This is a genomic window from Bacillus paramycoides (genome assembly GCF_001884235.1).
GTDB classification, from domain to species: Bacteria; Bacillota; Bacilli; order Bacillales; family Bacillaceae_G; genus Bacillus_A; species Bacillus_A paramycoides.
The window spans coordinates 135,875-154,434 of record NZ_MAOI01000107.1 but is presented as its reverse complement, the minus strand read 5'-3'; the positions used below and the strand labels follow the sequence as shown (position 1 = coordinate 154,434).

Annotated in this window: 18 protein-coding genes; 2 read left to right on the top strand and 16 right to left on the bottom strand. The window is 34.3% G+C overall.

The window, feature by feature from the left end; all coding sequences use genetic code 11:
• Nucleotides 1-453: 453 nt before the first annotated feature.
• Nucleotides 454-867 (bottom strand): carboxymuconolactone decarboxylase family protein, encoded by a 414-nt coding sequence (locus BAU28_RS23575; protein WP_116500451.1) that lies wholly within the window; start codon nt 865-867, stop codon nt 454-456.
• 124 nt (nt 868-991) lie between these two features.
• Between BAU28_RS23575 and BAU28_RS23570 the strand changes: the two genes are divergently transcribed.
• Entirely contained in the window at nt 992-1,444 is a 453-nt protein-coding gene (locus BAU28_RS23570) for an Lrp/AsnC family transcriptional regulator (protein WP_048369457.1), read from the top strand.
• A gap of 101 nt (nt 1,445-1,545) precedes the next feature.
• Nucleotides 1,546-1,728, top strand: coding sequence for a DUF3913 family protein (locus BAU28_RS23565; RefSeq protein WP_025150950.1), 183 nt, complete (start codon nt 1,546-1,548; stop codon nt 1,726-1,728).
• Nucleotides 1,729-1,765: 37 nt separating this feature from the next.
• Here the strand turns inward: BAU28_RS23565 and BAU28_RS23560 are convergent, their stop codons facing one another.
• The 15 genes from BAU28_RS23560 to BAU28_RS23490 form a co-directional block, all read right to left on the bottom strand.
• Complete coding sequence (locus BAU28_RS23560; RefSeq protein WP_071720185.1) at nt 1,766-2,782, bottom strand: CPBP family intramembrane glutamic endopeptidase; 1,017 nt, start codon at nt 2,780-2,782, stop codon at nt 1,766-1,768.
• Nucleotides 2,783-3,162: 380 nt separating this feature from the next.
• Entirely contained in the window at nt 3,163-3,939 is a 777-nt protein-coding gene (locus tag BAU28_RS23555) for an ABC transporter permease (protein ID WP_071720183.1), read from the bottom strand.
• A complete protein-coding gene (locus BAU28_RS23550; protein ID WP_071720181.1) occupies nt 3,939-4,841 on the bottom strand; it encodes an ABC transporter ATP-binding protein in 903 nt (300 codons plus the stop codon). The genes BAU28_RS23555 and BAU28_RS23550 overlap by 1 nt, the downstream gene beginning before the upstream one ends.
• Nucleotides 4,842-4,855: 14 nt before the next feature.
• Nucleotides 4,856-5,647 (bottom strand): ABC transporter permease, encoded by a 792-nt coding sequence (locus BAU28_RS23545; protein ID WP_071720179.1) that lies wholly within the window; start codon nt 5,645-5,647, stop codon nt 4,856-4,858.
• Nucleotides 5,644-6,342: an ABC transporter ATP-binding protein gene (locus tag BAU28_RS23540; protein ID WP_071720177.1), complete on the bottom strand. Its 699-nt coding sequence runs from the start codon at nt 6,340-6,342 to the stop codon at nt 5,644-5,646. The genes BAU28_RS23545 and BAU28_RS23540 overlap by 4 nt, the downstream gene beginning before the upstream one ends.
• The gene (locus tag BAU28_RS23535) at nt 6,339-6,719 is read right to left on the bottom strand and encodes a GntR family transcriptional regulator (protein ID WP_048369465.1); all 381 of its coding nucleotides are present in this window, start codon (nt 6,717-6,719) and stop codon (nt 6,339-6,341) included. The genes BAU28_RS23540 and BAU28_RS23535 overlap by 4 nt, the downstream gene beginning before the upstream one ends.
• Nucleotides 6,720-6,910: 191 nt before the next feature.
• Entirely contained in the window at nt 6,911-8,293 is a 1,383-nt protein-coding gene (locus BAU28_RS23530) for a putrescine aminotransferase (protein WP_071720176.1), read from the bottom strand.
• Nucleotides 8,294-9,787: an aldehyde dehydrogenase family protein gene (locus BAU28_RS23525; protein ID WP_071720174.1), complete on the bottom strand. Its 1,494-nt coding sequence runs from the start codon at nt 9,785-9,787 to the stop codon at nt 8,294-8,296.
• Nucleotides 9,788-10,074: 287 nt separating this feature from the next.
• Nucleotides 10,075-12,204: a sigma 54-interacting transcriptional regulator gene (locus BAU28_RS23520; protein WP_071720173.1), complete on the bottom strand. Its 2,130-nt coding sequence runs from the start codon at nt 12,202-12,204 to the stop codon at nt 10,075-10,077.
• A 143-nt stretch (nt 12,205-12,347) separates the two neighbouring features.
• Nucleotides 12,348-12,596: a biotin/lipoyl attachment domain-containing protein gene (locus BAU28_RS23515; protein WP_025150960.1), complete on the bottom strand. Its 249-nt coding sequence runs from the start codon at nt 12,594-12,596 to the stop codon at nt 12,348-12,350.
• A 27-nt stretch (nt 12,597-12,623) separates the two neighbouring features.
• The gene (locus tag BAU28_RS23510; RefSeq protein ID WP_025150961.1) at nt 12,624-12,914 is read right to left on the bottom strand and encodes an SAV0927 family protein; all 291 of its coding nucleotides are present in this window, start codon (nt 12,912-12,914) and stop codon (nt 12,624-12,626) included.
• Nucleotides 12,915-12,931: 17 nt separating this feature from the next.
• The gene (locus tag BAU28_RS23505) at nt 12,932-14,212 is read right to left on the bottom strand and encodes a Glu/Leu/Phe/Val family dehydrogenase (RefSeq protein ID WP_025150962.1); all 1,281 of its coding nucleotides are present in this window, start codon (nt 14,210-14,212) and stop codon (nt 12,932-12,934) included.
• A 185-nt stretch (nt 14,213-14,397) separates the two neighbouring features.
• Nucleotides 14,398-15,747 (bottom strand): APC family permease, encoded by a 1,350-nt coding sequence (locus BAU28_RS23500; RefSeq protein ID WP_071720171.1) that lies wholly within the window; start codon nt 15,745-15,747, stop codon nt 14,398-14,400.
• A gap of 435 nt (nt 15,748-16,182) precedes the next feature.
• Entirely contained in the window at nt 16,183-17,151 is a 969-nt protein-coding gene (gene nrdF, locus BAU28_RS23495; protein WP_025150964.1) for a class 1b ribonucleoside-diphosphate reductase subunit beta, read from the bottom strand.
• 97 nt (nt 17,152-17,248) lie between these two features.
• On the bottom strand, nt 17,249-18,199 hold the full coding sequence (locus tag BAU28_RS23490; protein WP_308197275.1) for a ribonucleotide reductase large subunit: 951 nt from the start codon (nt 18,197-18,199) through the stop codon (nt 17,249-17,251).
• Nucleotides 18,200-18,560 lie beyond the last annotated feature (361 nt).

The window sequence follows — 18,560 nt, the reverse complement described above, 5'->3', positions numbered from 1 at the left end:
TCATTAACATAAGAGAATAGTAACGTGCTTTTAACTTCAAGAATAGTCTAAATCCTTAAGTTGATGGATGTGGGGTATCACCCCATGCCCATTAACCTAGGATTTTGAAGTATCCCCATGACGAAAATTTCATCCTTTCATAGTTGTCCATAGAAATTTAGTTCATTTTTTTCGTTTTGGGGAAGAATGTATTTCTTAACTTGATAGCGATGGGGTAGCACCAACAAAACGCGAATTTCTTTAGTTGATTTATCAATATTAATAGTATTATTTCAAAGCTACACTAAGACATAAAAAAATACTAATTTCCTGTAAGTGTTTTAAAAGATAGAAAACAACTGTTTACGGTATGAAAATAGTGCTATTCACCAAGAGGAATTTTTTACTTCCCCTTAGGATAGCACTACACTACATTATAAGTGCTGCTTGATTAAGCATAACATCTCCCCCTTCTTAATTTGACTGTAATTGTGCCAAAAAGCCAAGTTGTTGTGAAGCAGTAATAAAACAAATATAAGCACAAAGCTCTACAATTTCTTTTTCCGTCCAATATTGTTTTAATACATGAAACATATGATCATCTATTGCGTTACGATTATGAACAAATGTATGGGCAAAAGTAACTGCTACACTTATCTCTTCAACTTTTTGCACGTCATCTGGTCTGCCCTTTGCCATACAGTACGGACATTCATTCCCATATGCCAATGTTCTTCGCACCTGTTCTTTTAATTCTTTTGAAAGAGTACCTGTTTCATTTAATGTATCCTCTAGCATACTCCATGAATGTAATATATCCGGATTATGCCCTAATAATCTTTGAAACTTTGTTTCTCCAACAGTTGATAATGAAATTCTCTCCATCATTTTCCCCTCCTATTTCCTTCCTTTTTATTGTAAAATAAATAAATGATATTTTACATTTCATATGAATCTTAATTTATAACTTTTCTTTACAAAAATCATCATTTTACTGGAGGTATACTTACAAATGCAACTAGATCGTGTAGATCGTAAAATTTTAAATGAATTATATAATGATAGTCGCCTTTCCATGCGTGAATTAGCGAAACGAGTAAACTTATCCGCTCCTTCTACTACAGAACGTGTTCGCAAGCTGGAAAATGAAGGTGTCATTCAAAAATATACAATTGATATTGATTATAAAAAAGCAGGCCTTGTATTAGACTGTATTTTAGAAATCACCTTAAAGAATGGTGATACAACACGTATGCAACAATTTATTCAATCTTATCCATCTGCAAGTTTTTGTTACCGGGTAACAGGGAGCTTATGTTACATCGTTAAAATTTCTGTCCCTTCACTCGTTGAACTTGAAGAATTTATCAATGATGTTTCTTCATATGCAACAACAGTTTCTCATATCGTATTATCAGAAGTATCTCTTACTCCTGATATTGAACATATTTTCCCAGAAGATTAATTCATCTTTATTCATAAAAAAGATAAAAAACCCCTTACAAAAAGAATAAAAATGATTTATTATGTATTAAAATACATAAAGATCGAGAAAGGGGCCTTACATTGAAAATCTGGTTTTATGAAAAAACAACACAATTAGATGATTTGCTTGGCATTTGGGACAATGTTCCGACCATCCCTCGAATTGGTGAAAAAGTTGAACTTCTAAAAACGGTTCGGATCGTTACAGATATTAAATATGTGAAAAACGGAAATAATTTCCGCGTAGAAATTATTACAAATTAAAAAATAGCTCTCCTTTTTTACCGGAGAGCTACTTTTTTTATGGCCTATAATCTGCTTTTTTTATAATAATCTTATCTTCTTCTACAGCTACTGTTACATACTCATTTTCTTCTAACTTGAGTTGGTTTACAGCTTCATCTGGCAGTTCCACCGCCATCAATCTATCTGTTAGTATAACTTGGCTATACATTTCATTTCCTTGCGATGAATTCATCACTTTTTCCTCATTTATTAAACGAATCGGTGGCACCCCTACTTCTTTTACGGCACGCCAATTTTTCCAAATAAAAGGAATTAACCATAATAAACCGATAATAGCTAAAATAATACCCATCCATAAATTGCTTTGTGCCTGTAATTCCTTAATCGAAATTGCATCACTTCCATCTCCGCCTATAAATTGCATACTAGTTGCTATAAGATTGTTTACAGCGTGTACCGCAATATTTGTCCATATGTTCTTTGTCTTTATGTAAAGAAGGCACATAATAACCCCAAACATAAAAGCACCAATAACATCAAAATGTCCCAAACCGAAAATAAGTGACGATATAATAACAGCTCGTTTAATCCCCCATTTGTAAGCCATTCGTTGCAAGAAAAAACCTCTAAAAATAACTTCTTCCATAATAGGTGCTAAAATGCACGCTGAAATGAAACTGAATATCACCATATATATGTTACTCGTATTAATTACATTTCCATCTTCTAACATACTAACTAAGAAATTAGGTAAAGTATGTGCTAATATGTAAAATTGAATATGGGATATGCCAACTGAAAAAATCATTCCCATTATCGTTGCTAATAAAATTAACCCCCAATGTAAACGTCCTGGCTTATCAAAAAAACTTTTAAAAACAACATTATTGTTATTTGTTTTTACGTATAACCAAAATAGTGGAAATACAAAAAATATAGATATTTGTGATATGAATTCTATTGTACTGTCAGAAGCTCCTGACAAACTTAATGGAATCATCGTAAGGAACATTCCTATAATCATCCATCCAAAAAAACTTCGTAGTCTTATACGTGAAAATGCATAGTGCATATGGAACACCTCCAAAGATAGTAAAAAGTAAAACTTTAATCATTGTTTTATGCGCAACTCATCTCCTACAAATGGCGGGATAACTAAATTATAATATGAATATAGTTGAAAATCTTCCTATTTTTCTCAAATACTATCAAACAACATACCTATTAAATTATATAATAATGACCTTATTCGATATACCATATCGCTGTTTTTCAACTTAGTTATAATTATATTCCTAAGTAAATATGTATTCGCTGCACTTAATGACTATATAAACCAAAAGAAAGCTGGAATAGACCCGATATTTTACCTAGCTTGAAATACACAGAATACTGGGGGATTAAAGAATGAGCTGGTTAATAAAAATCCCCGTTAACACGGGGATTTTTATATTATAATACGTCACGCTTTTGGAATAATACACTTGATGCTACAAGTAATACTGCAAAATATGCAACTACAAGTAATAATGAAGTTGTAAACGTAAATTCTGTAAATGGCGGTTCTGCACCACGATTAATTAATTTATTGCCATCGTAAACATTTAAATTTAAATGGAAAAGCACAACAAATTTTGCGGAGCCTTTTGCAAGCATCATAAGCATCATCTTAATTGGCCTTTGTAGGAAAAAGAAGAACAATGTAATAATTAATGGTAATACAGACTTTCTAAATACATTCGCTAAGAAAAAGGCAAGTGTTGCAAAGAAGAACGGTGAAAGTAATTGATACAAAATGGACTTCAATGCAATTCCTAACGTTAATTCTGTTTTACTACCATCCATTATAATCGCACCGACAATCATTGCAATTAACATACCTGCAAATACTATAAATGTTATCGTTAGTAACACAGAAATATATTTAGAGAATAAAATCATGATTCTTTTTCTTGGACGAATTAATAATTGCTTAATTGTTCCTTTTTGAAACTCATCCGTAATTGTACGAGAAGCAATTGTAATTCCAAAAATTGTTGCAAATAAAATAATTAAACCAATCTCTGAACTTGCAAAATCTAAATATGATCCCTTAAACTCATTTCCTTCTCCCCATTTCAGCATCACTAAAACTCCTAAAATCTCTAGCACTGCAACTACACCTATTAAAATATACATACTTTTTTTCGCATGTAACTTTAAAAATTCACTTTGAATTAATTTAAACATTACGCTTTCACTCCCCCAGTAATCTCTAAGAATTCATCCTCTAACGTTTTATTTTGGACTGTAACACCATACACAAGTACATCACCTTGCACTAACTGTTTTACAATTTGCGGAATCTCTTCTTTCATTATAGATGTTACAATTACATTCCCTTTTTCCTTACCTTTAATAATTTCATTTGCTTTCTGTACTTGGTCTACTTCAAATGCCACAACTACCGTTTCATCATGTTTCGCTTGTTCATGTAAGTTATACTCTTGTACAAACTCACCTTGTTGAATAATAACAACGCGATCACACATTAATTCAATCTCACTTAATAAATGGCTCGATACGATTACCGTAATATTCTCTTCTTTCGCTAATCGTTGTAAATAATCACGAATTTGACGAATACCAGCTGGATCTAATCCATTTGTCGGTTCATCTAAAATTAATATTTTTGGCTGATGAAGTAACGCCTGTGCAATTCCTAAACGTTGTTTCATACCAAGTGAGTATGTTTTCACCTTTTTATGAATCGCATGCTCTAATTCAACAAGCTTTACAATTGCAGCGATGCGCTCTTTACTAATAGGTGTAATTGCCATATTCGCAAAATGCTTTAAGTTTTGCATACCAGTCATATAATCATATAGTTCAGGATTTTCTACAATCGCTCCAATTTGCTCTAACGCCTTTTCACGCTCTGTACGAATACTATGACCACAAATTGTAATATCACCTTCTGTCATCGAAATAAGACCTGTCATCATACGAATTGTCGTCGTCTTACCACTACCATTCGGCCCAAGGAACCCGTATACTTCTCCTTCACGAACCTCAAATGATAAGCCACGAATAATTTCTGTTCTACCAATCTTTTTTCGGACATTTTCTAATTTCACTACTACATTTCCCAATGATGATTCCCCCTTTAAACTTCTAGCTTTTTGTCGATGATGCGACCTGTAACTACTATTAATACAATTGTGAATAAACAATTAAAACATAGATTTAAAACCGTAATCTCTGTACCAGAATAAAATGATGTATTTAAAAAGCCGTTTTGATCTATAAATCCAATATTATTTATAGCAAACACATGCCTTTCTACTTGCTGAAAGATAGACATCATTTCCAAATTAAATGCGGCAAAAACGATGAATAAAACTACGCAAACGATCTTACTCATTGATGATTTCATTTTGAACAGTTTTACAATTACCATAATCAAATAAATAGAAACTAGCATATTAACAAAATCTAGTCCCCATAAGAAAATAGATATCGTATGCTGTAATATTCCATAATCATATAAACTGTGAATTTCTTGCTGGACACCTAAATCTGTTTTTCCTTTGTAAATATTTAAAGAAAAATAATATAGAAAAATGATTCCTATTCCTAGCAAAATCATAAAGAGTAGTACAAAAAATAAAATATTTGCACATATATACTTTTGTGCTGAAATAGAAGTATAACGAAGCATAGAGTTTTTTAGCATTTTCTGAAAAGACGATATACCTGTTAGAAGAATTGCAAATCCAGTTATACTTAGTACGATCAAAAATATAATAATTATTATATCCTGCCTCTCTGAAATTCTAACCCCTGAAATTCCCTTCATATTAAATAAAAGAATTAATGAAGCTGTAATAAATCCAAAGTAAATAATGGCTATTTTTCTCTTATTACAATTATACAGATAACGAAAAAGCTGACTCATTTCTCATAGACCTCCTTAAACAGCTCATGTACCGCCTTACCCCTTTGAAATCGTAGCTCTTCTACATTTTCATACAAAATCATTTCTCCATCTTTCAAAAAAATCACTTCATCAAATATATTCTCGATTTCTTCTATTAAATGAGTTGAGATAAGCATCGTGCAATCTTCTCTGTAAAATTTAAGGATAAGTTCCAATACATGTTCTCTAGAAACAAGATCTATACCACCGAGTGGCTCGTCTAGAACATACAACTTAGCTTTTCGTGAAAATGTTAATATAATTTGCAGCTTCTCAATCATTCCTTTTGATAATGCTGTAATTCTTTCTTCTAGCGGTATTTTAAATTCAACTATCGTATCTACCGCTTTTTGAATATCAAATTCTTTATAAAAATCCCGATAGAAAAATAAAGCATCTTTTACAGTCATCCATTCTTCAAATATCGGCTTATCTGGCAAAAATGAAACGATTTCTTTCGTCTCTAACCCAACTTTTTTACCGTTAATGGTAATGCTACCTTCAGAAGGATGTTGTAAGCCCGCAATCATTTTCAATAACGTCGTTTTCCCGCTCCCGTTATCTCCAACGAGCCCAATAATTTTCCCTTCTGTAATCTCTATGTTTAACTCACGGATTACTGCTTTCAATCCATATTTCTTCCATAAGTCTTCTATTTTTAATAGCTCTGTCATTCGCTCTCCTCCCTTTTCTCACTTAATGAAGAACGAAGAATCGAAAGAATTTCTTCTTCTGAAAAACCTAAATTGTCCATTCCATCTATAAAGGAATGAAGCAATTCTTTCGCCATGTCTTTGCGCAGCTCCATAATTTTCTCCCCTTCATTCGTTACATATCGTCCCATTCCTCTACGTGTAACAACAACCCCATCCCGTTCCAGCTCTTGAAATGTACGCTGAATCGTATTCGGATTCACTTGTAATTCACTCGCTAATTCACGTACGGAGGAAATTTTATCACCAGGCAATAAATGTCCTGTTACAATTTCCTTTTTTATGTATTCCATTACTTGAATGTAAATTGGTGTATTTGGAGAAAACTCTATTTTCATTTCTTCCCTCCTGTCTTAGTGTATTAGTTAAATAGTACACTAAGGCAAATTATATGTAAATACTTACAATATAATTTGTAATAAAAAGGCAGTGTAACTTTCGTTACACTGCCTTCCTTTAATAAAATATCAGTAAATCTATTCAATGATAGTTTCACTCGTTTGAATTCACATATAACCTTATGCGAAAATTATTTTACTTTCACTTGAGTTAGCACAGATTTAAACGTATTAATAACTGTATCTACTTCTTCATAACTAATTGTAAGAGATGGTTCAATACGAATTGTTTTTGAGTTAATTAATGTTCCAGCAACAAGAATACCTTGATCGAACATCGCCTTTGACACTTCATAACCAATCTCGTCTTTATGGAATTCAATACCAATCATTAAACCTTGACCACGAATTTCAAAGATTTTATCATCGTGTCCTTCTGCTGCTTGTTTCAATCCCTTTAAGAAATACTCCCCAACTTCCGCAGCTCGTTCCGGTAATTTCTCTTCCAATAATACATGGATTGTTGCAATTGCAGCAGCACATGCAAGAGGATTTCCTCCAAATGTTGTTGTATGCATAAATGGATTTTCAAACCAACTTTGGAATACTTTTTCTTTCGCAACAATGGCTCCTGCTGGCATTACACCTCCACCAAACGCCTTCGCAAGACAAATAATATCCGGCACAACATCATATAATTCTGCAGCAAACATTTTTCCGGTACGTCCCATTCCAGTTTGCACTTCATCAAAAATAAGGAGTGATCCAAACTCATCACAAAGCTCTCGCACTTGTTTCAAATAATTTTCTGGAGGTAAAATAATGCCGCCCTCTCCTTGAATTGGTTCTAGAATAACTGCTGCAACATCTTCTCCCACTAATTCACATGTCTCAAATGTTTTTCTCATCATATCAATATCGCCAAACGGAACATGACGGAAACCCGGAATTAATGGTAAGAATGGCTTACGGAACATTCCTTTTGCCGTTCCCGATAAAGAACCAAGGCTCTTACCATGGAAGGCACGAGTTGTAGAAATGAAAGTTGTTCTTTCACTATACATTTTTGCTAGTTTTAACGCTGCCTCCACACTTTCTGTACCACTGTTTGTAAAGAAGGCGTATTTCAAATCACCAGGTGTAATGTCCGCTAAAATCTTTGCAAGAATTGCTCGAAGTGGATCTAGTAAATCCTGACTGTGTAATGCTTGACGCTTTAATTGATCTGTCACAGCTTTTACTACTTTTGGATTACGGTGACCAACATTGTAAATTCCGAATCCACCTAAACAGTCAATGTATTTTTTTCCATTAATATCCATGAAACAAGACCCTTCATCTGACCATTCTACTGCTGCAAATTGTCCATCTTTTGTTACTGTTTTTCTATAAGCAAGAAAACCAGGATTTACATGCTCTCTAAATCCATCTACTGTTTCTTTTTGAATCCAGTTCGCCTCTTCTTCAGAGACTTTTTCTTTTTCAATTAACTGTAGTACTTTCGTAATGTACTCATTTACAGTTGAATCTTTTACATCTTTCTCATTCAATTTATTTTTCACGTTCGTTCCCATCTAATTCACCCCTACATTTTTTTTATTTGCAAACCAGCCAATAGGTTCTACTTCTAGATTTATATTAATCTGCTTAATTTCTTGAAATTCTTCTAAACCAAACGTTCCTAGGCTACGCCCAATACCACTTTGCTTATATCCACCCCAAGGTGCCTCATTGTATGTTGGATGATAACTATTAATCCACGTAATTCCTGCGCGAAGTTTACGAATCACGCGCATCGCTTTTGCACCATCAACTGTAAATACTCCTCCAGCCAAGCCATAATCTGTACCATTGGCCAACTCAATTGCTTCCTGTTCACCTTTAAACTTTTGAATTACTACAACAGGACCGAAAATTTCTTCTTGTACAATGCGCATCTCCGGTTTTACATTGACAAAGACCGTTGGTTCAATAAAGAAACCATCGCCTTTTCCACCCTCCGTTATCCGTCTACCACCGCAAGCAATGTCTGCGCCTTCGTCTTTCCCAATTTCAATGTAGCTTAATACTTTTTCCATATGTTCTTGACTTACAAGTGGCCCCATTTCTGATTCTGGATTATCACCAGGTCCAACTTTAATTTGCTGTGCTCGCTCTACAAAACTATTAACAAATTTATCGTAAATATTTTCTTCTACGAGGATTCTTGATCCTGCTGAACATACTTGTCCGCTACCTGCATAAATACCAAACAAAGCATAATCAATAGCAGTCTCAAAATCTGCATCTGCAAAAATAATATTTGGGGATTTCCCTCCAAGTTCTAACGAAACCTTTTTCATATTATCTGCCGCTGTTCTCATAATGTGTTTACCTGTTTTTGTTCCACCCGTAAAGGAAATCATATCCACTTTATGACTCGCTGCAATTTCATTTCCTACTATTGGACCTGCCCCCATTACCATATTGGCAACCCCTTTTGGTAGCCCTACTTTTTCAAGGATTTCGAATAGCTTTGTTGCAGTGATTGGTGTCACTTCAGAAGGTTTAAACACAATTGTATTTCCAGCTGCTAAAGCAGGTGCAATTTTCCATACACTCATCAATAGCGGATAATTCCATGGAACAATTAATCCACAAACACCAACTGGCTCTCTTACAACCATCGCTTGTATCGGATCGGCTACATGATATGTTTGCCCATCTGGCTTTGTAATCAATCCGGCGTAATAACGAAAACAAGCCGCTGCATCTCCAATATCTCCTTCTGCCTCACGGTATGTTTTTCCATTATCCATTGTTTCAAGATGCGCTAATTCTTCCATATTTTTATCAATTTCATCTGCTATTTTAAATAAATATGATGCCCTTTCAGCAGTGGATGTTTCTGACCAAATTCCACTATCGAAAGTCGCTCTTGCTACTTCTATCGCGTATTTTGCATCCTCGATTGTTCCCTCAGGTGCATATGCTATACCCTTGCCATTCGCAGGGTTAATAATCGTTCTTTTCTCTTGATTACTAGACTCTCTCCATTCACCGTTTACATACATTTTTAAATCTAGCACTATCTTGAATCCCCCTTTATCGATCGTTTATATATTTATAAGCAATTTTCATGCCAATATTTAAAGTGTAAAGGAATCATACAAAGACTGACTATTTTCTTAAAATCAACAAAAAATTTATGCATTTTCGCATGCGTTATTCCATTTTGCATAAAACGGAACATTAATCATTTCCGCTATCATCTTTAATTTTGCTAAAACTTGAAATGATATTCCTACTACCCGCAAATATCAAAATTACTCTACAAATTAACAAAAAGGAGAAGTCTATATGACCTTCTCCTTTTTTAGGAATAAGAGATTATATCAGCCTCCATCCCTTTTTCGCTAACAATTTTTTGATATTTACGACTCACTGAAGATTGGCTGATTCCAAGGGCTTTTGCAGCCTTAGTCGTTGTTTTATACTGCTTCATTGCAAGTAAAATCAATTGTTCTTCTACAGAATGTAGTGCTTCTTGTAATGGTAATACTCTTGTAATAACTGGTTTTGATTTTTTAAAGTCATAACCAGGTGTTAAAAACTTACTAACAAACTCCGCTTCAATTACTGGATCGTCTGCTGATACTACTAAACGTTCAATCATATTTTGTAATTCACGTACATTTCCTGGCCATGAGTAAAACTCTAGTAAGTTAAGCGCATCCGGAGTTAAATGATAATTTTTATTATATTTTTCATTTAACTGTTGCAAGAAATGAAAGGCAAGTACCGGAACATCTTCCATTCGCTCTCGTAGAGGAGGAACTTGCAATGGAATTACATTTAAGCGATAAAATAAATCTTCACGGAACGTTCCTGCCTCTACCATTTTTTCAAGACTCTTATTTGTAGCGGCAATAATTTGTACATTTATTTTCGTGGGTATTGTACTTCCAATAGGAATTACTTCTTGTTCCTGCAGAACTCTAAGCAATTTCACTTGCAAATGTAAGGGCATTTCTCCAATTTCATCTAAGAATAAAATACCTTGATCAGCTCGCTTAAAATATCCTTCTTTCCCATTTTTATCTGCTCCTGTAAAAGCACCTTTCGTATAACCAAATAGTTCACTTTCTAACAAAGTTTCTGGAATTGCACCACAATTTAATTTTAAAAATGGCTTTGCAGATCGCTTTCCAAGTTGATGAATTGCTTGGGCAATTACTTCCTTCCCGACGCCCGATTCTCCAGAAATAAGAACATTGGAAGAAAAATCTGCTATTTTTTTAGCTTGGTTAATAATTTGTTCCATTTTCGGGCTACAGTAAATAAGCTTCTTAAGAAAACGATCTTTATTTTTAAAGTCATCTAACTCCTTCTTATATTGCTCTGATATCTTCTTTATTTCATGTAATTCCGTCTTCAATCTCGTTGCTTCGGTAATATCCCTTGAGGCAATAATAATTCTATGAAGCTCTCCGCTTTCATTAAATACAGGATTTCCAACTGCTAATATTTTTCTTCCGCTTTTTGTTTCTTGTACAACTGATACCTTTTTTTGTTGTTCCAATACTAATCGCGTAACAGATGGACTAAATAATCCTTTCTTCTCTAAGTCTAAAAGATTTTTTCCTAAAAGATCTTTCAAATTACTCCCCCAAAAATCATTGATAACGGTTTCACTGTAACGAATTAATTCTCCTTTATGATTAACAACTAATATTTCATCATAAATACTAGACAGGATTGCATGTAAATCTTTATTTAAATCCTTTATATATTCAATTTCCATCGCCATGTCCTCAACCATCGGCAAATCTTGTACAATAATAACCATTCCTTCGATACTTTGATCAAAGTTTGGAATAGGACTATAGTCAACTAATACGCCCATCTCATTTGTGATTTGTAATTGATTCAAAATCGTTTTTCCCGTTGCAAATACGTTATTAATATGTTCTTCATTAAAAATCTGTTCTGCTGATACATTCATAACTTTTTCAGGCGTCGATTTAATCATCTTCAAACCAGATTCATTGCAATTTACAATTCTTTTTTCACGATCTACTACAAAAATCCCCATTGGAATAGACGTTAAAATAATTTTCAGTATATCAACACTCTGATTTTCTTGTTTAAATAGCTCTGCAAAAACATCCTCTCTTCTTATATATCCTGTTAACTCATCCATTTCATTTTTCACTATGGCAATCGGCGCTCCAATAATTTGAAAAAGAGCTGTTAAAGAAATATCTTTACTAAGATGACATATTGTATCTAGCGAAACAGCATTTGAAAGCAGTGCCTTGGAAGTTAATCCTTTACTGCTTGATAGCAGATCCTTAACGTGAACGTATGCAAATAATTTCTCTCCTCTTTTTAAAAATAGAAAAGATTCTTTTATATTTTCAACATCTATATTCCATTCCTTTTCAGATTGATCGATAGGTAGAGAAACAATAGGTCTAATTTTTTTATGAGCAATGGAAAACATTCTGCTATTCCTCCTTTGAACTAATTAACTTGTATTGTATCATTAAATACAGATTTTTTTAATTAATCTGAAAATAAACATTTCTTCCTTTGTTTAATAAAAAAAGGAAGATGAACGCTTCCATCTTCCTCATTGTTCTATCATTAATCACTACCACTAACGAAAAGGTCTTCTTGAATATAAGCTAATACCATACCTGGAATTACTTTATCTCCTGCCTCTACTTCTAAAGATTGAACTTCTCCACTACATCCCATCTTAATTACTTCCAGTTTACCATTCATATCTTTAATAGAAAATAATGGCTCCCATTCATAAACTCGAGAATCCTTATCAATAGATACTTTTTCAATTGTCCCATAGCATGGGCTCGTAATAATATCATAGTACATAATCAATCATCCCTTTCTTTTATTCTATTAATATTGCTCTTCTAACCTTTGTGACTGAAGAATCATATGGAAAAAACTTTGAAACTCTTCTATATCTTCTACCTCAATTCCTAGCCTTGGTGCCCAATATTGTTCCTCTCCAATATCTTCTTGACTTAATAAAATCATTCTCCCATTTTGAATAGAGGTAACCATTGCTTTTCCAAGAAACTGTTGTGAATACGTAACAGCTATATCATAACGATGACTATTCGACAAAATACAATAATAACCGATTTGTTGTCTCTCCACTTCTTCTAATAAAATATCCAGTTTCATTTGAGCCCTCCTTTAGGTTAAAAATGCAACCAACCTCTTAGGCGAGATACTTCTACAATCTTGCGAACCCCTTCAATGTAAGCAGCAATTTTCATATTTACTCCATAGCGTTTAGAAGTGTCAAGTACGCTAGAAAAACTAGAGGTGATTTTTTCCTTTAAACATTGATCAACATATTGCTCTGTCCAGTAATATCCTTGGTTATTTTGACACCATTCGAAATAAGAAACAATAACGCCACCAGAGTTTGCTAAAATATCTGGAACAACCAAAATTCCCTTTTCTTCTAACATGGTTATCGCTTCTTTTGTTGTTGGACCATTTGCAGCCTCAATGATAATCTTACATCCAAGCCTTCCTGCATTATGTTTCGTAATCACTCCCCCAATTGCCGCTGGAATGAGTACGTCACATTCTTTTTCTAACAACTCCTGATTAGAAATTGTTTTACTAAAGAGATTCGATACTACACCAAAAGAATCTCTGTTTTCTAGTAAATAAGGAACATCGAGACCATCTGGATTATAAATTCCTCCTATAGCATCTGATACCCCAACTACTTTCACACCAATATCATATAAATATTTCGCCAAATACCCTCCAACATTCCCAAATCCTTGAATAATAACCCGCATATTTTGCAGCGGAATTTGTTTTAACTCACTTACTAACTGAAGTGTATACAATACACCTTTAGAAGTTGCTGTTTCCCGGCCCTGTGATCCTCCTAACATTAACGGCTTCCCGGTAATAAAGCCCGGAGAGTCAAACTCCCTTATATGATCATATTCATCTAGCATCCAAGCCATAATTTGTGCATTTGTGTACATATCAGGGGCTGGAATATCTTTCGTCGGTCCTACAATTTGACTTACTGCTCTTACATACCCACGACTCAGTAACTCTAGCTCTCTAAAACTCAGCTCCTGCGGATTACAAATAATCCCGCCCTTTGCACCTCCATATGGCAGTCCTGTCACTCCACATTTTAGGCTCATCCAGCCGGCAAGTGCTTTTACTTCTTCTGCCGTAACATCTGGATGGAATCTAATACCGCCTTTTGTTGGCCCTGCTGCGTCGTTATGCTGAGCGCGATACCCTTGAAATACCTTTGTTGTTCCATCATCCATTCGAACAGGAATGCTTACTTCTAAAAAGCGCATCGGTTTTTTCAGAAATTCGAATACTTCGTCTGGATAACGTAAAAAATGAAGCGCCTCTTTTAATATAGCTTGAAATTCCTCTAAAGGATTTTCAAGCTCAACTGTATTTGTTTGTTTTTCTGATTGAATTGGCACAATAACACCCCGCTTTATATTTTTACTAATTGTACAAAGCAATAATCGTGCCAAGTGAAAATACTATGTTAATCATATCGTGTCATCCCCCTACTTATGAATCTTTGAATGACTTATGCAATATTGCATGATTATCAAATATAAAAAGCAAAAGACATCGGAATTTATCCGATGTCTTTTGCTTTTTATATTTCCTGTACTTCTTCAAAATGCATTTGCGGAGGAGCTGAACGGAACATATTTGTAATATATAGAAGGTACCCAATCCCAATAGCAGCCCAGCAAAGTCCCAGAATAAGTGAATGAATATTGAGGTTAAACCATAGTACTGCTACAGTACCAGCACCTAAAATAGGCATAACTAAGAAATTTAAACAGTCTTTTATCGTTTTATATCTTTTTTTCTTAATGATATAGTAGGAAATTACAGATAAATTAACAAATGTAAATGCAATAAGCGCCCCAAAGTTAATAAGAGATGCTGCCGTTTCTAAATCAATGAATATAGCGGAGAGCGAAATAACTCCTACCAAAATAATATTATATACTGGAGTTCGCCAGCGAGGATGGATGTATCCGAATATTTTCTTCGGAATTACATTATCTCGCCCCATTACGTACAATAATCTGGATACACTTGTATGAGAAGCTAAACCGGACGCAAGTGTACCCATAAGCGTTCCTACTAAAAAGAAAGCTTGAAATAGTTTTCCACCAACATATAACGCAATTTCTGGAGATGCTGATTCTTGATCTTTAAATACAGATGTATCCGGAAAAAAGGATTGTGTAAAATACGTAGTAGTAATGAATAAAATCCCACCGATTAAAGCAGTAAGAAAAATAGCTCGAGGAATTGTCTTCTTCGCGTTTGGTGTCTCTTCTGCAAATGTAGTTACTGCATCAAAACCTAAAAATGAAAAACAAAGAATTGTCGCACCTGCAACTAACGGTGATATTTGTATATCTGATTGAAAAAACGGCTGAATGGAAAAAACTTCTCCTGTTCCCTCTCCCGCTAGTAAACCTTTTATAACTAGAAAAACAAACACGGCCATTACTAGCACTTGAAATATTACTAAGAACGTATTGAAGTTAGCAGTAACATTTACGCTAATCATATTTATTAATGTAATCAGTAGAACAAAGCCAATGACCCATATCCAATTAGGAACACTCGGGAAAAACGCTGACATATAAATTCTTGTTAATAGTGCGTTCACCATCGGTAGAAATAAATAATCCAATAATGCTGACCATCCAACAAGAAATCCAAGCTTTGCACTAATTGTCTTCTGTGTATACGTATAAGCAGATCCTGCGGTAGGAAAAACCTTTACCATTTTGCCGTAGCTTGCAGCGGTAAACAACATCCCTGCTAATGCAATCAGATAAGCTCCTGGAACATGCCCGCCCGTTTTTTCAGAAACGATCCCAAATGTATCAAATCCAACCATCGGTGTCATATACCCGACCCCTAGCATAACAATTGACCAAAGCCCTAATGAACGTTTTAGACCAACCACTTTTCCCACCTATCATTCCCCCTACTTTCTCTATCTAATTTCCATTTAAAGATTGACAGTCGAAAGGAAACGCTTTCAAATTACTATATATATATCACACCAAGTATTACCCCCCTTTTTCGTTTTTTAAATATTCATGCAATTTTCGAGCCAAAATTTCTAGAATTTAAAAATTCAATACGAAAAAGAACGCATAGGTGGAATTGGGCCTCATTTCTTCTCATTTTTTATTCATTTTGACATAAGTTATTCAATCTCTCATACCACTAAATATAAAAAATATAACTTTAATCCGTGTTTTTTCTTTATTCCCACTGATTATAATCCCTCACAAATTGGGCTTTTATAGGATAAAAATATTTTTACGAAATAATAACATTATGTAAACTACTTATACAAAAAAGCTGTCTTTTTTATAAAGACAGCTTTTTCTATAACACTATATTAAAAATTGAATACGAAGTCATCATCCGATAACTTTTCAACGTTTGTTGCTTTTACGTAACCATTTCCTTTTACAGAGAAGAAATCATGGTTTTTCGTATCTGTACGTAAACCATTTAAAACGATTGGGTTAATTTCTTCTTCCTCAAACTTCGGCTCAAGTCCTAAGTTCATAAGTCCTTTATTCGCATTGTAACGAACGAAACGATTTACATCTTCCACAAGACCGATAGAAGTATAAATTTCTTCTGTATATGCCATTTCAATTTCATACAATTCCATTAATAACTCTTGTGTTTCTTTTTGCACTTCTTGTTGTTCTTCTGCAGAAAGTTCCGCGAAGATTTGTTGTGCTAAAATACCAACGAATACGCCGTGAATTGACTCGTCACGAATTATTAAGTTAATAATCTCACCACTTGCAGTCAATTTTCCTTGCCCTGCTAAGTAAAGTGGATAGAAGAATCCACTATAGAATAAGTAACTTTCTAAGAAAACACTTGCTACCATTGCCATGTATAACTCTTTTTTCGTTACTTCAGGCTTTAATAAACGACGATAGTAACTAGTAATAATACCAGCCTTTTTCTCAAGTAATGGATGATTATCTACCCATTCAAAAATATCATCAATTTCTTCTTCCGTAGCTAACGTTGTGAAAATATGACTGTAACTCTTCGCATGTACTTCTTCCATAGCTCCCATGAAAGCTAATACACTTTTCGCTTGTAAATTTTCAAGATGAACAAGTACAAGAGGCATCCCTTCGCCACCTTGTTTCGTATCTAAAAGTGTTAAACCACCTAATACACGCTTATAAGCAATTTGCTCTTCTTTTGATAATTGCACCCAAGTATTTTTGTCAGAAGACACTGCGATTTCTTCTTCTGTCCAAAACTGAGCGATGTTTTGCTTCCAAAACATTAAACTAAAATCATCTTCTTTTTTGTTCCAGTTTACCGCACGCATTAAATCGCCCCTTCTCTCTAAATAAACATGAAAAATTGATAACTAAGCATGAGCAGGGTTCAGAAAAACCCTGCTCACAATGTCTCACTTTTTCTTATTAAACAGTACAAGCTACGCACTCTTCCACGCTTAATTTACGTGTTCTCGTATAATACAGACTCTTCAAGCCTTTTTTATGTGCATAAATGTAGTAACGTGCTAACTCACGTGTTGAAATATCACTATTAACATAAAGAATTGTACTAATTCCTTGGTCAATGTGTTCTTGAACTTCAGCGATTAAATCAATTAGTTTAAATTGATTCATATCATAAGAAGATTTATAGTACCAGAACGTATCTTTTGATAAATATGGCATTGGATAATATGTTGTCGCATTCGCATACGTTCTTGATTCGATTTGACTAACGATCGGCATTACACTTGAAGTTGCATTTTGAACGTAACTGATCGATTGTGTTGGAGCGATAGCAAGACGATATGAGTTATATAATCCATTCTTCTGCACTTGCTCTTTTAAACTTGTCCAATCTTCTTTTGTTGGAATATGAATTCCTTCAAATAGTTGCTGAACTTTTTCAGTTACTGGGCTATAATCTGTCGTTTCATATTTTGCAAAGTATGTGCCTTTTGCATAATCCGATTTATCAAAGTCTTTAAATGTTTCGCCTTTTTCTTTAGCGATCTCCATACTTTTCTCAATAGAATAGTAATTTAACATCATAAAGAATGTACGAGCGAACTCTTTCGCTTCTGCACTTTCATAAGCGATTTTGTTTTTCGCTAAATATCCGTGTAAGTTCATTGCGCCAAGTCCAACTGAATGCAGCTCGTCATTTGCTTTTTTCACAGTTGGTGCATTCGGAATGATCGTCATATCAGAAACAGCTGTTAAAGCTTCCATTCCCGCATGAACCGCTTCACGAATTTCTTTATTTTCCATTACGTTTACGATATTTAATGAACCTAAGTTACAGTTAATATCGCGGCGGATAATGTCATCCGTACCGTAATCATTTATTTCAGAAGTTTCTTGAAGCTGGAAGATTTCTGTCTCGAATGTTCAACCGAGTTCGCTACTCCTCAGTCCGTTGCTCATGCAACTGCTGTATGTCACCATACAGGACAGACTATATCATCACCTACAGCATTACCTGATTAGGTGCTCCGCTTTTCGAACGCCAATCGCTTGCGCTCTACTCCCATAAGGGATAGTCGTTAGGCTTTTACTTATCTTAATCTTTCAGAAAGTCTCTTATTACTTTATGTTGTCCGATAACTCTGCTATACAAAATAATAAGATACATTCTGAACTTTTATATTTTCATTCTAAGATAAGATTTAGCACGGTAGGTTACCTCGAAATTGAGGCTTTCCCCGTTTAACGGAGTTTTCGACTAGCATTTCTA

What these genes read in the sequence shown, in the direction of transcription:
- BAU28_RS23515 (WP_025150960.1), bottom strand. Translation starts at nt 12,596, where the DNA reads ATGTACTATGATATTATTACGAGCCCATGCTATGGGACAATTGAAAAA.
- BAU28_RS23540 (WP_071720177.1), bottom strand. Translation starts at nt 6,342, where the DNA reads ATGACAGAGCTATTAAAAATAGAAGACTTATGGAAGAAATATGGATTG.
- BAU28_RS23545 (WP_071720179.1), bottom strand. Translation starts at nt 5,647, where the DNA reads ATGAGTCAGCTTTTTCGTTATCTGTATAATTGTAATAAGAGAAAAATA.
- BAU28_RS23560 (WP_071720185.1), bottom strand. Translation starts at nt 2,782, where the DNA reads ATGCACTATGCATTTTCACGTATAAGACTACGAAGTTTTTTTGGATGG.
- BAU28_RS23575 (WP_116500451.1), bottom strand. Translation starts at nt 867, where the DNA reads ATGATGGAGAGAATTTCATTATCAACTGTTGGAGAAACAAAGTTTCAA.
- BAU28_RS23530 (WP_071720176.1), bottom strand. Translation starts at nt 8,293, where the DNA reads ATGGGAACGAACGTGAAAAATAAATTGAATGAGAAAGATGTAAAAGAT.
- BAU28_RS23510 (WP_025150961.1), bottom strand. Translation starts at nt 12,914, where the DNA reads ATGAAACTGGATATTTTATTAGAAGAAGTGGAGAGACAACAAATCGGT.
- BAU28_RS23520 (WP_071720173.1), bottom strand. Translation starts at nt 12,204, where the DNA reads ATGTTTTCCATTGCTCATAAAAAAATTAGACCTATTGTTTCTCTACCT.
- BAU28_RS23570 (WP_048369457.1), top strand. Translation starts at nt 992, where the DNA reads ATGCAACTAGATCGTGTAGATCGTAAAATTTTAAATGAATTATATAAT.
- nrdF (WP_025150964.1), bottom strand. Translation starts at nt 17,151, where the DNA reads ATGCGTGCGGTAAACTGGAACAAAAAAGAAGATGATTTTAGTTTAATG.
- BAU28_RS23555 (WP_071720183.1), bottom strand. Translation starts at nt 3,939, where the DNA reads ATGTTTAAATTAATTCAAAGTGAATTTTTAAAGTTACATGCGAAAAAA.
- BAU28_RS23535 (WP_048369465.1), bottom strand. Translation starts at nt 6,719, where the DNA reads ATGAAAATAGAGTTTTCTCCAAATACACCAATTTACATTCAAGTAATG.